Origin of the sequence: Pseudoalteromonas sp. S1727 (assembly GCF_005886375.1) — a bacterium.
Lineage (GTDB): Bacteria > Pseudomonadota > Gammaproteobacteria > Enterobacterales > Alteromonadaceae > Pseudoalteromonas > Pseudoalteromonas haloplanktis.
This window is the reverse complement of the sequence record NZ_PNDT01000027.1, coordinates 1-14639: the sequence shown is the minus strand read 5'-3', so window position 1 is coordinate 14639 and position 14639 is coordinate 1. Positions and strand designations below refer to the sequence as shown.

Here is a 14639-nt window from a genome sequence, read left to right as displayed (position 1 = left end):
ACTCTTGTTGAACAGTCTAATTAGCGATTAGAATCAAGTCAACCTAAATGATAATTAATAGCAATTGCAGTTAATGCTGCATCTTGTCCGATGTGTTTTAAAAGGGTGTTATCCTGCTGTTAAAAACTTGTTTAAAAGGTGTTTTTTAACGAATTGTTACAGTTTTTTATTAAAAAATAAGGTAATGTGCTAAGGTTTTGAAGTAACTTACTCCTAATAATTAGATACATCACATGGGAACCCAAGCGCATAGTTTGGTTAAGGTAACATAATGAAATTTACAAAAACTTTAATCGCAGCATCTCTTGCTGTTATGTCTGCAGATACGTTTGCAGCAGCTTTTCAACTAGCTGAGCATAGTGCTTCAGGACTTGGCCGTGCTTATGCCGGTGAAGCTGCCGTAGCCGATGATGCTTCAGTCGTAGCTCGTAACCCAGCATTAATGTCTGTATTTAAAGAGCAGCAATTAAGCGTTGCAGGCGTTGCAGTTGTTCCTGATGTTAGCCTACGTGGTACTTCTGCGAGCAATGCATCAGTTAACCCAAATGAATTAAATGATAGTAGCATTGCACCGGCTGCGTTTGTTCCAGCCGGTTACTTTGTAATGCCTATTGATGATAAATTTGCCGTTGGTTTTGGTGCGTTTTCGAACTTTGGCTTAGCGACCGAGTTTGATGCCGATTACCCGGCAGGTCAACTTGCTGGTGAAACTGAGATCGTTACTGTAAATATGAATGTGAGTGGCTCATATAAAATTAACGAGCAATTTAGCGTAGGTCTTGGTTTAAACTATATTTACGCAGACGCGAAAATTGTACGTAACTTTGGTGCTAATCCATTTGGTGTGCCAGCACAAACTGAAGGCGCTCACTTAGAAGGTGATGATACTGGCTTTGGTTGGAATGTAGGTGCTACGTACCAACTAGATGAGAACAGCCGCTTCGGTTTTAATTATCGCAGTGAAACAGACATTACATTTGACGGTGAATATTCTAACCAATTACCAGCATCAGCACCTTTTAATGGTTTAGCTGGTGCAAGTGTACCGGGTAGCGTTGAAATTACTTTACCAGCAATTGCTGAGTTTTCTGGTTCACATCAGTTAGATGAGAAAACAGGTTTACACTACAGTGTAATGTGGACCGGTTGGGATAGCTTTGAAAGGCTGGAAGCTTACGTACCAGGCTTAGAAGAGCCGGTATTTGACAAAGAAGAGAACTTCTCTAACGCAATGCGTTATTCAATCGGTGGTGATTATCAGTATAACGATGCTGTGCTACTACGTGCAGGTCTTGCGTATGATGAATCACCAGCTGATAAAAACCATATGTCGATTTCTATTCCTGACACAGACCGTTTTTGGTACTCGTTTGGTGTTAATTACACGATGAGTGAGCAAGCAAACTTAGATATTGGTATGAGTATTTTACGTGGTAAAACACAAAAGTTTACTGAATCAGATAAATTAGGGCAGCAGTGGGGCTTTGAATCAAAAGGCCATGCGTACTTATTTGGTGCACAGTATAACTACACGTTTTAATATTTGACTAGAACCTAGAACCTAGAACCTAGAACACAAAAAAGCCGCGATACAATAAAGTAACGCGGCTTTTTAAATGCTTTGTATAAATATTACAGACTTTCGATCTTCGCTTTTTGCTCAAGTAGTTTTGCTTTAGCGTCTGAAAACTCTGCAAGCTTCTCATTTTCTTTAGCAAGTACCGCTTCAGGTGCATTGTTTACAAACTTCTCGTTTGCTAGCTTGTTTTGCACTTGGGCTAGGCCTTTCTCAGCTTTTTCAAGTTGCTTAGCAATACGCGCAAGCTCTGCGTCTACATCTATTAGACCAGCCATTGGGATCATGATCTCAAGGTTACCCACATAAGATGTTGCGCATGCTGGCGCGTCATCTTTGTTATCAAGGAGGGTAAATTCTTCAATTTTAGCAAGAGAAGCTAAGAATGATTTATTTTCCTCAATACGACGTACATCATCACTCGATGCATTTGCTAGTAACACTGATAATGGCTTGCTTGGGCTGATATCCATTTCACCACGAATGTTACGAATAGCGAGAATGAATTGTTTCACCCACTCTAAATCGTCCATCGCTTTAGCATCAACGTTCGCTTCATTGTATAGCGGGAATGCCTGTACCATGATGCTAGTATTGGCTGTTTCAAGGCCTGCTAATGGCGCAACACGTTGCCAAATTGTTTCTGTGATGTATGGCATCATTGGGTGCATTAGGCGTAGCAAGCTCTCAAGTACAGTAATAAGCGTATGACGTGTACCACGTTGCTGTGCTTCATTACCTTTGAATAATACGGGCTTAGTCAGCTCTAAGTACCAATCACAGAATTGGTTCCAAGTGAACTCATAAAGCGTATTGGCTGCAAGGTCAAAACGGTAGTTATCTAAGTGCTCAGTGTAGGTTTTTACCGTCGCTTCAAATTGCCCTAAGATCCAACGATCAGCAAGTGAATATTCTTTTGCAGCATCGCTTGTAAAACCACAATCTTGCTCTTCGGTATTCATGAGTACGTAACGGCTAGCGTTCCATAACTTATTACAGAAGTTACGATAACCTTCAAGGCGGTTCATATCCCAATTGATATCACGACCGGTTGACGCCATTGCTGCAAGAGTAAAGCGCAGTGCATCAGTACCATGGGCTTCAATGCCATTTTCAAACGTTTTACGGGTGTTCTTTTCAATCTTTTTCGCAAGCTGCGGCTGCATCATATTGCCAGTACGCTTGGTCACTAAACTCTCAAGGTCGATACCGTCAATCATATCAATTGGATCAAGTACGTTACCTTTTGATTTTGACATTTTATCGCCATTTTCATCGCGAATTAGACCCGTTACATATACCGTTTTGAATGGCACTTGTGGCTTGCCGTTGTCATCTTTGATGAAGTGCATGGTCATCATGATCATACGCGCCACCCAGAAGAAAATGATATCAAAACCGGTTACCAACACGTCAGACGGGTGAAAGGTTTTTAAGTCATCGGTATTTTCAGGCCAACCTTGCGTTGAGAAAGTCCACAGTGCAGACGAGAACCAAGTGTCTAGCACATCTTCGTCTTGGCTCAGAGCTACATCATCAGCAATATTGTTTTCGCGACGCACTTCAGCTTCATCACGACCGACAAATACATTACCTTCGCTGTCGTACCAAGCAGGGATGCGGTGACCCCACCAAAGTTGGCGTGAAATACACCAATCTTGTACGTCGTTCATCCATGAGAAGTACATGTTCTCGTATTGCTGCGGTACAAATTTAATGTCGCCATTTTTAACGGCATCTTTTGCAGGTTCAGCCAGTGGTGCAACGCGTACATACCATTGGTCGGTAAGGAGTGGTTCAATTACTACACCAGAGCGGTCGCCGTAAGGTACGGTTAGCGCGTGATCTTCGATTTTTTCAAGTAAACCAAGCTGTTCAAATTCAGCAACAATCGCTTTACGTGCATCAAAACGGTCAAGGCCATGTAAGCGTTCAGGAATTGGCGCGTCAAATTCAAGCTCTTTGCCGTCAAAGGTGTAGGTTTCACCTTGGCTTAAAATAGCCGCATCTTTATCGAAGATGTTGATCATCGGCAGTTGATGACGTTTACCTACTTCGTTGTCGTTAAAGTCATGAGCTGGAGTGATTTTTACACAGCCTGTGCCTTTATCTTTATCGGCATGTTCGTCAGCAACAATCTTAATACGACGATTAACAATCGGCAGTAAAATATCTTTGCCGATCAAATCTTGATAGCGCTCGTCATCTGGGTTTACTGCAACACCTGAGTCGCCTAACATGGTCTCTGGGCGGGTGGTTGCAACCACAATGTAATCTTTACCATCTTGCGTTTTAACGCCATCAGCTAATGGGTAACGTAAGTTCCACATAAAGCCTTTTTTGTCTTTGTTTTCAACTTCAAGGTCTGAAATTGCTGTGTGCAGTTTTGGATCCCAGTTTACTAGGCGTTTACCACGGTAGATTAAGTCTTCTTTGTGCAGGCGAACAAACACTTCTTTAACGGCTTCAGATAAGCCGTCATCCATAGTGAAACGTTCACGATCCCAATCAACCGATGCACCAAGGCGGCGAAGTTGTTTGGTGATTGTGCCGCCAGATTGGTTTTTCCATTCCCAGATTTTATCAATGAAGGCTTCACGGCCTAAGTCGTGGCGTGTTTTGCCTTCTTCGGCAGCAAGTTTACGCTCAACTAACATTTGTGTTGCAATACCTGCGTGGTCAGTACCTACTTGCCATAAAGTGTTGTTACCTTGCATACGCTTAAAGCGCGTTAAGGTATCCATAATGGTGTCTTGAAAGGCGTGGCCCATGTGTAAGCTACCTGTGACATTTGGCGGTGGGATCATAATTGAATATGCGTCGCCTTTGCCTGATGGTTTAAAGTAGCCTTTTTCTTCCCAGTCTTGGTATAGCGACTGTTCAATATCTTGCGGATTGTAGGTTTTATCCATTACACAGAACCTTAAATAAGTACTTAAATGAGTTAGTTAGCTATTTATACAATAGGGTATGTTAGCTATTAATATCTTGCGTGGTGATATTAGCACCGAGTTGGCGTAGCTTTTTAAAACGCTCACGGGCGGCTTGTTTTGCTATGGCTTCTACGGGTACAAAATCAAAAACTTGGTTAAACCGGCGAATAAAGTCCGGTAATTGTGCTGCCAAGTTAATTAAAACTTTACGATTACCGACGGGGGGGGTGGTGCCTATTTCAACGGGCGCACCGCCTTTTGGGCCTTCACCTTGCAGGTTATGTGGCACAAAACTGTCGGGGTCAAATGACCAAATAGTTTCATCAATGGCATGGGCGACTTCAAGATCATCGACGTAAATAAATATACGATGACCAAGACGATACTGTTCAGCCGCAATATCAGCCGCTAAGCGAAAGTGATCGTCAGCCTTGGCTAATGACTCATCTTGTTGCTTTATAACGAAAAACTGGGCGTTGATGCTCATTGTATCGGGGCTTCCCACAGTATTGAAAATAATACTTAAATCAAAGCAGAGATTTTGCCATATAACGTGTTTTGCTTCAATTAATACACTCATTAAGTGGAGAATAAATAAGGCGCTGAAAAGCGCCTTATTTTAATTTAAATGCATTGTATGCGAAGGTTAATCTTGACTGGTTTCGCTTACACCCGCACGGTTTAGTAAGTATTGTGTCAACATCGGCACTGGGCGACCTGTTGCCCCTTTATTTTTACCGCTACGCCACGCGGTACCAGCAATATCTAAATGCGCCCAATTATATTTCTTAGTGAACTTAGATAAGAAACACGCGGCGGTAATAGTGCCTGCTGCACGACCACCTAAGTTGGTGAAATCAGCAAATGGGCTTTCAAGTTGATCTTGGTAATCATCCCACAGTGGTAATTGCCATGCACGGTCGCCACTTTGTTCAGAGGCTTTTAATAAGTCATGTGCCAGTGGATTGTGGTTTGATAACAACCCTGTGGCATGAGCACCAAGGGCAACAATACAGGCACCGGTTAAAGTGGCTACATCAATTACAGTTTCAGGCTCAAAGCGCTCAACATAGGTGAGTGCATCACATAGCACTAAACGTCCTTCTGCGTCCGTATTGAGTACTTCAACCGTTTGCCCTGACATAGTGGTTAGAATATCACCAGGTCGATAGGCATTTGAGCTTGGCATATTTTCACAACCGGCTAAAACACCAATTACATTAATTGGTAATTGCATTTGTGCTAAAGCACGCATGGCACCAATTACCCCGGCAGCACCACCCATATCGTATTTCATTTCGTCCATGGCTTCGCCAGGTTTTAGTGAAATACCGCCTGAGTCAAAGGTTAAGCCCTTACCAACTAATACGATAGGGGCTTGATCTTTCGCGCCACCTTGGTAGTTAATGACCGACATCACCGATTCGTTATCGCTACCACGGCCAACAGCCAAGTATGAATTCATCCCCAGCTCTGCCATTTTTTCTTCACCGATAATATCCACTGTGATGTTATCGAAATTAGTGGCAAGTTCTTGCGCTTGTTCACCTAAATACGCTGGGTTACAGATATTTGGTGGCATGTTTGCTACGTCTTTACATAACTTGCTACCAGCAGCAATCGCTAAGCCGTGCTCAATAGCGCTTTCACCAATAGTTAACTCACGACGAGTAGGTACATTAAATACAATTTTACGCAGTGGACGACGTGGGTCGCTTTTTTTGCTTTTTAATTGATTAAATGTGTACAAGCAATCTTGAGTTGTTTCGACCGCTTGGCGGACTTTCCAATACGTATCGCGACTTTTTACATGTTGCTCGGTTAAAAAGCACACCGCTTCCATCGACCCAGTTTCGTTAAGGGTATTAATGGTTTTTGAAATAATTTGTTTGTATTGTTTGTCATCCAGTTCGCGCTCTTTACCACAGCCAACAAGTAGAATGCGTTCACTTAATACGTTTGGTACATGATGTAATAACAGTACTTGCCCAGGCTTGCCTTCGAGATCACCACGGCGTAATAAATTAGAGATATAACCATCGCTGATTTTATCGAGTTGTTCTCCAATGGGGGATAAACGACGTGGCTCATAAACGCCAACTACTATACATGCGCTACGTTGCTTTTCAGGACTACCACTTTTTACGCTAAATTCCATTGTCACTCCTAATTTTGAGTCATTTAACCCTTAGATAAGGGCAATTAAATAAAAATCCAGACATTAGATTAATACTAGCTTATAAACGCTGACTCATTATGTGTATTTGAACTTTATATGTTTAGTACTATCAATACCACTAAAGCGACAATATATCGAGTTGCTAGGTATGATATTTAATGTTGATGACATATAATAAAATCTTAAGTTTACTAAAATTTTCTTACTCTTAAAGTGAAACACGACGTTTAACAGGGGCGATCATTGCTAATTTTCCGTTATTTGACCACTGAAGTATTAAAGTCTCAGGTCGCCGTATTTTTAACTTTGATGACAATTTTTTTGTCGCAAAAGTTTGTTGTTATTTTAAGTGATGCCTCTGAAGGTGGCATTCCAGCTAAGTTAGTGTTGTCGATGATTGCACTAAAACTACCACAATTAGCTTCATTAATTTTACCACTTAGTATCTTTTTAGGAATTATTCTCGCCTATAGCCGAATTTATGCCGATAGTGAAATGACGGTGCTAAAAGCGTGCGGGGTCAGTGAATGGTATGTGGTACGAGTGACCTTGATTTCTAGTGTGCTGCTTGCGCTTTTAGCGGGTGTATTAACTTTGTATATTGCGCCATGGGCTAGCGAGCAAGAATATCAACTAAAAGAGCAAGCCAAAGCAGATGCCGGATTGTCGGCGCTGCGAGCTGGACGTTTTCAACAAACAGGTAACGAAAAAGCCGTGGTATTTATTCATAACATTGAAAATGGCGGTAAAGAATTACATAAAGTTTTTGTTGCTCAACTACCAGACAACGAAAAAGATAACCTAGCTCGGTTAGTGTATGCTGAGCGTGGTGTGGTGATTGAGCAAGAAAGTGGCGAGCAACAATTAATCCTCAGCGACGGTAAGCGATACGAAACAGACGGTAAGACACCTGCACTAAATTTAACCGAATTTGATGGTTACAGTGTACAAATACGTGAACAAGAAATTGAACACCAACGCCGCAAGCTTGAAGCCGTACCAACTATGGATCTATTGACTATGCAAGGTCCTGAAGCGGTTGCACAGTGGCAATGGCGTTTAGCTATACCGCTGTCGATACCGTTACTTACTTTACTGGCAGTTCCGCTGAGCGTGGTAAACCCGCGACAAGGTAAGTTTGCTAAATTAGTGCCAGCTATTAGTTTATATTTAGGCTATTTCATTTTACTCAATGCCGCCAAGTTTGCTGTTGAGGATGGCAAGATCCCACCTTCAATTGGTTTATGGTGGATCCACTTTACGGCGCTATTTATTGGTGGGTTTTTAATAATCAAAGGGCGTCCATTAGGGGCTTGGCTCAAAGCAATCGTCACTAAGCGGGAGTTAGGCGCATGATGAAAATGCTTGATTGGTATTTAGGCCGCAGCATCTTACAGACCACGGGTTTTGCTTTAATGGTGTTGGTGGGTATCAGTACCCTTATTAAATTTATCGAGCAATTAAAATCAGTTGGTCGCGGTAGTTATGATATCGCCACTGCGCTGTTATATACCTTGTATAGCATGCCAGGTGATCTTGTGGTGTTTTTCCCTATGGCTGCACTTATTGGCGGTTTAACTGGGTTAGGAGCACTTGCCTCAAATAGTGAGCTAGTTGTAATGCAAGCGGCTGGTATGTCACGCTTGCAAATCATAATTTCAGTAATGAAAACCGCAATATTTATGGCTATCTGTATGATGGCGCTTGGCGAGTGGGGAGCACCAGAAGCGCAGCTTAAAGCTAAAGAGTTACGTAACCATGCAATTCATGGCGGTGATGTATTCAACGCGCAAAAAGGTGTGTGGGCAAAAGATGGTAATAACTTTATTAATATTGAAGATGTAGATCAAAATGGTGTGTTGCACGGTGTAAATATGTACCATTTTGATAAATCGCTGCAACTTACGCAAATTACCAAAGCCCGTGAAGCCGTTAGCCGAAAAGATGGTTGGTTATTGCGTGATGTAAATAAAGTGCAGCTGACTGAAGAACAAATTAATACTCAGCAACAAGATGAAGAGTTTTATGACTCACAACTAACCGCAGAAAAATTAGGCGTGGTATCGGTTAAGCCTGAGTCACTGTCATTTACTGGGTTGTGGTCATACTTAGGTTATTTAAAGCAAAATGAGCAAGATACCAGTACTTATGAGTTGGCGCTATGGCGTAAGATAATGCAACCTGTGTCAATTGCGGTGATGTTGTTAGTAGCCCTGTCGTTTATATTTGGCCCGCTGCGTACTGTAACCATGGGGGCACGTATTGTAATGGGGGTGGTGACAGGTATTGTGTTCCATTTAACCAATGAGATATTTGGCCCCGTTGTGATGGTTTATCAAATTCCTGCAATTATTGGCGCCACTTTACCGAGTATACTTTTTATTGGTTTTGCCACTTATTTACTCAATAAGCGTAATTAGTTGCTTGTTATTCTAGGAGCCTAGGCTCCTAGAAAGTCTGCTAATCCAACGAACGGTAAATACGTTTGTTTTCTTCTTTAGTTAGCGTAACAACCTCGGTTTTAGATAAGTAATCTTGTAAAGCGCGTTTATTTTTAAAATCAACTAACACCACTAAATTACCTAACCCGAGTAATGCCGTTATGCTGCGAATAACCGCTTGTGGCCAACTGATGAGTTCGTTATTAAGGGTTTGTACTTTTAAACGCCATGCCCGCATACCAATAGTTTGCCCGCTTTTAGTCCAAAAATAAGCAAAAAACGCAATGTTAACGCCTATAAATAGTGCGCTACGAATACCATAAAGCAGTGGTGAATCTTGTATTAGTGCGGCAGGATCTTCTGTTTGTGGAATAAACCCGAGTGCAACTAAGCTCTGAATCGCAGCAAAATACAAAATAGCAGTCAACATAGATAATGAAATAACGACTAAAGAATCGTAAATCAATGAAGCAAAGCGACGCCAGAAGCCCGCACGTGGAAACTCACCAGACATAAATACACTCATAAAGTTAATATGCGCGCTAGTTTAGCAAATAGCGAGACAAATACTAGCCACTGCGTAATTGGTTTAAATAGGGGAATGTTAATGGTTGCTTAATTGTTAAGCGGTTGATCGGGGTTTTGTAAAAAACGCTTGCTGCGTCTGTGATTGTTTGTATAATGCTTGCCATAGAGACGAAGATAGCTCGATAAGTCTTAGCTCTAAAGTGGTTTTTCTTTATCTTCTCATGTTAGAAGGTTAAAGAAAAATGATGCCAGCGTGATGAAATTGGTATACATGGGGGATTCAAAATCCCCTGCCGTAAGGCGTGCCGGTTCAAGTCCGGCCGCTGGTACCACTTTTGATAACCCTGACCAAATTGGTCGGGGTTTTTTTATGCCTGTAGCAAAGTGAACTCGGGCGGAAGCTATACAAATTTAAGAACAAAAAAGTCAGTTGTTAAACCAACAACTGACTTAGTATTTTAGCTAGATTTTATTGCTTTAAGTCAATGCTATAAAGAGCAAAGCCGTTTTCATCTAACTCGATAGGTGATGTAGGGCTTACAGCTGGTAGCGTTTGCGCAATACTTGCTACTGCATCCAGTGGGGATGTTCTAAAGACCACATTTAAATCAGTGTCAGTGTCCACTGTCGCAAAGCGCCAGTTGTTATCAGCTGAAGGATCTATGCTGCCTTCTGCACTTTTAGCTGCTTCACTAATAATATAGTTTCTGAGTACACCACGGTTTTCATCCGGGCCTTCAAACGTTTCACGGCTGGTGCCATCTATTGCTGGGAAGTTACCACCACCAGATGCTCGATAGTTGTTAGTTACCACTAAAAACTCAGCGGTTAAATCAATCGCTTCACCTTGGTATTGCAAGTTGGTAATGCGCGAGCTTTCGGCGTTAACTAAATTACCATCGTTGTCGTATCGTTTAGCCTGAGTTACATCTATCTCGAACGTTACGCCATCAATTATATCAAAATTAAATGACGGGAAAGTGGTATCGAGTAGGTTTTGTTGCGCGCTACTGTTTACATCTATTTGATTAAATTGACCTGCTGAGCGCTCAAGCCATTCTTTAACATCTTTTCCTGTTACGCGTACCATGCGAATAGTGTTCGGGTAAACGTATAAGCTTACAGTGTCTAATAAGGCGATATCGCCAGCCTTAACGTTAGTGTAATCTTCAATACCATTACGGCCTGCTCTAAATGGCGCAGCAGCAGATAGAACGGGGAGGCCATCAAGCTCAGTACCCTGAATAAATGCTTCCCCCCAGGCAATTTGTGCGTCTGAAACAATTTGAATTGATGGATCATCTTGAACAAGTGCAAAAAAGCTATAAATAGGCGCAGAGATTTTTGCAAATGGTTCGCTAACCCATTCAATCGTTGCTTTATGCTCAAGTTCAATTGCGGCTGCAACATCAGTATCAGCTACGGCTAAGTCAACAAAATCACCATTTTCATCAGTGCCACTAATTGCACGATTTTCAACACGAGAGCTAACGACTTGCCAGCCGCCATCTTTAGTTGGGTCGATCACTAAATCAATAACACCTAAATGATTACCAAAAAAACCAGGCATAACCGCAGGCACACCATTGAGCTTACCATTTACGTTGTCGATACCAGCAAATTCAAACCCGTCGTAAGCAGCATCACCAGGGAATATGCGGTGGTTATGACCAAATAAAATTGCATCAATACCTGGCACTAGCGATAAATAAAGCGCTGTGTTTTCTGCTAAGTCTTCTTTTGCGCTAGCGGTTAACCCTGAATGTGGAATAGCGATGATGATATCAGCGCCTTCAGCTTTCATTTGTGGAATGAATTTTTCAGCTGTTTTAATAATGTCTTTAGCTATTACTTTACCCTGTAAATGTGCATTATCCCATTGCATAATTTGTGGTGGCGTTAACCCCAAATAACCGATTTTGATTGTTTGTTCGTTATTGTTTTCATCGAAAACGATTTTTTCTTGGATGTAATAAGGGGTGTAACGATTTTTGTCATTTTCGTCACTGTTATCGCCATCATCTATATAGACGTTAGCGTTTATATATGGGAAGTCTGCGCCTTGCAAAGTTGCATCTAAAAACTCTAAACCAAAGTTAAATTCGTGGTTACCTAGATTTGCGACGTCGTAATCAAGCAAGTTCATTGCTTTATAAACTACATGGGTAGCGCCATTTAAGATGTCATCTTTACGAATGATTGCTTCATAGTCGCCTAGTGGGCTATTTTGAATAAGATCACCATTATCAACCAGTACGCTATTTTGTACTTCATTGCGTGCTTCTTTTATTAACGTTGCTGTATTAACAAAGCCAAGCGTTTCTGATGGCGCTTGCGCAAAATAATCATAATTAGATAGGTACATGTGAATGTCGGTAGTTTCCATTACACGCAAGTTTACCGTTGTTGGCGATGGCTCATCATCATTTTTATCACTGATACATGCTGTCAATGAAAGTGCTACGCTTAATGCAAGCGTTGTTTTAAAAAAAGTGCTTGTTAGATCCATGGTTTTCATGATTGTTCCGTGTGTTATAAAGTAGCCGCCACATTAGACCTTAATTATTAAAGCTTAATGACGTTAATTGAATAAAAATATTAATAAATCAAAGAGGTTAGGACGTAAAAGGGATGGGGGTAATCGTATTCGGCAGGGCTAATTTTAATTTATGTGATGCTTTTGATAATTACAGCCATATCCTCAGAGTGTGAAAGATGGCAAGATATTGAAATCTCTGGCGATGGAAACTCTCATGGATCAGACAATACAGAGCTTTCAAGTATGGCTCCGTCGCCGGCTACGATACTCGTATACTGCGCAGTGTTGTTGCTTGGTAACCATTAAATGGCATTCAGGGGGGATTGAACGCCATTTAATATAAAAACTAACTTCAGTCAGTTTAGTCAATTAAGCTCACTTTACATTGGTAGGTGTTGTCACCTACTGAAAAGCTACCTTTGCCATTCCACTGGTTATCTACAGCAAAGCTTGCTGTAAATGGTGACAGATAGCTACCAATCGCAGGAGGCGGAAAGGAAACCACGGCTTGGCCTGTTAGCGCGCCAACTTTAGTTATATCATTATAGCCAGTTGCATGCATATGCCCTGAAGCGCTAGATGTAAACTGTGGTGAATGTTGTGTGCCTTCTTGAATATGACCATTAGCGCGACCATTTAGTGCATCTGTTTTTGGATCAACAGCAAACTGAATCTCCATTGAGCCACCACCAACAACACCAGATTGAAACTGTAATTTTACGAGATATAAGCTTTCACCAGACATTTTATTCTTCCTTTTATTAAGTGCTGCACACTATTGTGCGGGCATTCATTAATCGATGGAAAGTGTAGGGTGATTGCCAAGAAATACATATTACAGGGTATTACAGCTAGGTAATGTATATCAGCTTTCGACGCAGTTACTTTATCATTGCGGTGCAAATGTCTGCAGTTAATGTATTGAGTTAGTCGTTTTTTCGATAGATTAAAAGCACTTATAATGTTATTGGAAGAGCAAACAAACTTAATCTATTGGCACTTGGTACAAACATAATGCTTATAACAGGGAGTGAAGTTAATGATCACAAAATTAGACAATGCAAATGATTTTGTCGCAAAGCAAATTTACATCACTTTACAGCGTTCCTATAAAATAGAAGCTGAGTTAATAGGTGCACTTAATTTTCCGCCTTTATCGCGCACTGTTACTGACATCCAAAATTCGCAAACGCTTTTTTATGGATTTTATAACGATACGCAGCTCGCGGGGGTTATTGAGCTGGCAATCGGTAATGAGGGATTAGAAATTAATAGCTTAGTGGTTGACCCTGATCATTTTAGAAAAGGCATTGCCGATAAGTTAATTCGCTATGCGCTAAGTGAATGCGTTATTTGCGCAGCTATAACAACTGCGATCGTCGAGACCGCCGTGGTAAACGAACCCGCTATTAAGCTATATAAAAAACATGGTTTTGTTGAGTTCAAAAGATGGACGCCAGAACACGGTATTGAAAAGCTGGCAATGGTTAAAAGTTGTGATGTTTAACATGAGGGTATTGTAGTCGACTTGTTTTTTGCTCATACAATCAAGAAATGAGCGACGCGTGTATATTGTTCCATTTAGCTTTGCTTGAAAATAGTAGAAAACTTAATAATAGCAATGCCATAGATAATTTGTTGAAACTGTTTAAAGTATAAATGTGAGTGTGGTCGGAACAGAAATATTCGCCCTTAGCGCACTATAAAATTATAAGCCCAAGGAGCTACGTTGATCTCTGAACCAGTAAGCAGCATTGTAGTAATTTTTATTTGCATAGTCGGTGCGTTGCACTTTGGCGGTGTACTTGTTACTTCTAAAAAATCACCGGCTCTAACGTGGATGAAGACAAAACATCCGTATTTTCCAAATGTAATTGTTGTATTGTTGGTATTTGTAGCACTATTCAAAATAGTTGGGTTATTTTAGTGCATTATTTAAACATCGAGCATTTGGCTTATAACACATATAAGCCTTAACTCTGTCAATAGGTGTTAGTATGCTTTTTGACCGCCTTTAAAGATTGACGGTCAATTATAATTTAATAAGTAAATATATTCCTCTAAAGCGCAGCGTCTACCAACCTATTTGTGAATAATTCAATTAAAGGTCTTTTTCCCAAAGAAAAGGGAATGACAAGCCACTGGATTCGAGCAACGAGTTGCGGGTATACACCTAGCAATGTAGATACGTCATTTATGGCGAGAACCAATTAACTATTGGAATTGACGCGCTAAAGCACGACCTACGCCAACCTCAGCCTTTAGACCCTTACTCTTAAGCGCAGCGCCTCTCAACCTCTTTGTGAATAATTCACTTAATTTTTTGCACAAAGAGAAGGGAATGAGAAGTAAATGAGGACGAACTTGAAGGCTAATATCCATAAGAAACACCTTGACTTAAACTAACCACACTTTTATTTTTTCGTTGCCCGTTGCCCGTTGC

Annotated in this window: 10 protein-coding genes and 1 tRNA gene; 5 read left to right on the top strand and 6 right to left on the bottom strand. The window is 41.1% G+C overall.

The window, feature by feature from the left end:
• Window positions 1–271 precede the first annotated feature (271 nt).
• Window positions 272–1540: an outer membrane protein transport protein gene (locus CWB85_RS08430; protein ID WP_016708167.1), complete on the top strand. Its 1269-nt coding sequence runs from the start codon at window positions 272–274 to the stop codon at window positions 1538–1540.
• A 92-nt stretch (window positions 1541–1632) separates the two neighbouring features.
• On the opposite strand, the gene CWB85_RS08425 is transcribed toward CWB85_RS08430, so the two are convergent.
• From CWB85_RS08425 to pepA, 3 genes are all read right to left on the bottom strand, one after another.
• Entirely contained in the window at window positions 1633–4488 is a 2856-nt protein-coding gene (locus tag CWB85_RS08425) for a valine--tRNA ligase (protein WP_016708166.1), read from the bottom strand.
• Between the two features lie 61 nt (window positions 4489–4549).
• Window positions 4550–4996, bottom strand: coding sequence for a DNA polymerase III subunit chi (locus CWB85_RS08420; RefSeq protein ID WP_029216102.1), 447 nt, complete (start codon window positions 4994–4996; stop codon window positions 4550–4552).
• Between the two features lie 159 nt (window positions 4997–5155).
• Window positions 5156–6667 (bottom strand): leucyl aminopeptidase, encoded by a 1512-nt coding sequence (gene pepA, locus CWB85_RS08415; RefSeq protein WP_138554625.1) that lies wholly within the window; start codon window positions 6665–6667, stop codon window positions 5156–5158.
• A gap of 264 nt (window positions 6668–6931) precedes the next feature.
• Here pepA and lptF point away from each other — a divergent pair, with 264 nt between their 5' ends.
• Window positions 6932–8044: an LPS export ABC transporter permease LptF gene (lptF, locus tag CWB85_RS08410; RefSeq protein WP_138554624.1), complete on the top strand. Its 1113-nt coding sequence runs from the start codon at window positions 6932–6934 to the stop codon at window positions 8042–8044.
• Complete coding sequence (gene lptG / locus CWB85_RS08405) at window positions 8041–9108, top strand: LPS export ABC transporter permease LptG (RefSeq protein ID WP_016708162.1); 1068 nt, start codon at window positions 8041–8043, stop codon at window positions 9106–9108. The genes lptF and lptG overlap by 4 nt, the downstream gene beginning before the upstream one ends.
• A gap of 40 nt (window positions 9109–9148) precedes the next feature.
• Here lptG and CWB85_RS08400 read toward each other — a convergent pair whose 3' ends face one another.
• A complete protein-coding gene (locus CWB85_RS08400; RefSeq protein WP_029216101.1) occupies window positions 9149–9643 on the bottom strand; it encodes an RDD family protein in 495 nt (164 codons plus the stop codon).
• A 261-nt stretch (window positions 9644–9904) separates the two neighbouring features.
• On the opposite strand from CWB85_RS08400, the gene CWB85_RS08395 reads away from it, so the two are divergent.
• Window positions 9905–9989, top strand: a tRNA-Leu gene (locus CWB85_RS08395).
• Window positions 9990–10126: 137 nt separating this feature from the next.
• On the opposite strand, the gene CWB85_RS08390 is transcribed toward CWB85_RS08395, so the two are convergent.
• Both CWB85_RS08390 and CWB85_RS08385 read right to left on the bottom strand, forming a co-directional pair.
• Entirely contained in the window at window positions 10127–12175 is a 2049-nt protein-coding gene (locus CWB85_RS08390; protein WP_016708159.1) for a bifunctional 2',3'-cyclic-nucleotide 2'-phosphodiesterase/3'-nucleotidase, read from the bottom strand.
• A gap of 382 nt (window positions 12176–12557) precedes the next feature.
• Window positions 12558–12941: a DUF1842 domain-containing protein gene (locus CWB85_RS08385; protein WP_016708154.1), complete on the bottom strand. Its 384-nt coding sequence runs from the start codon at window positions 12939–12941 to the stop codon at window positions 12558–12560.
• A gap of 294 nt (window positions 12942–13235) precedes the next feature.
• Here CWB85_RS08385 and CWB85_RS08380 point away from each other — a divergent pair, with 294 nt between their 5' ends.
• The gene (locus CWB85_RS08380; RefSeq protein WP_138554623.1) at window positions 13236–13703 is read left to right on the top strand and encodes a GNAT family N-acetyltransferase; all 468 of its coding nucleotides are present in this window, start codon (window positions 13236–13238) and stop codon (window positions 13701–13703) included.
• Window positions 13704–14639: the final 936 nt, after the last annotated feature.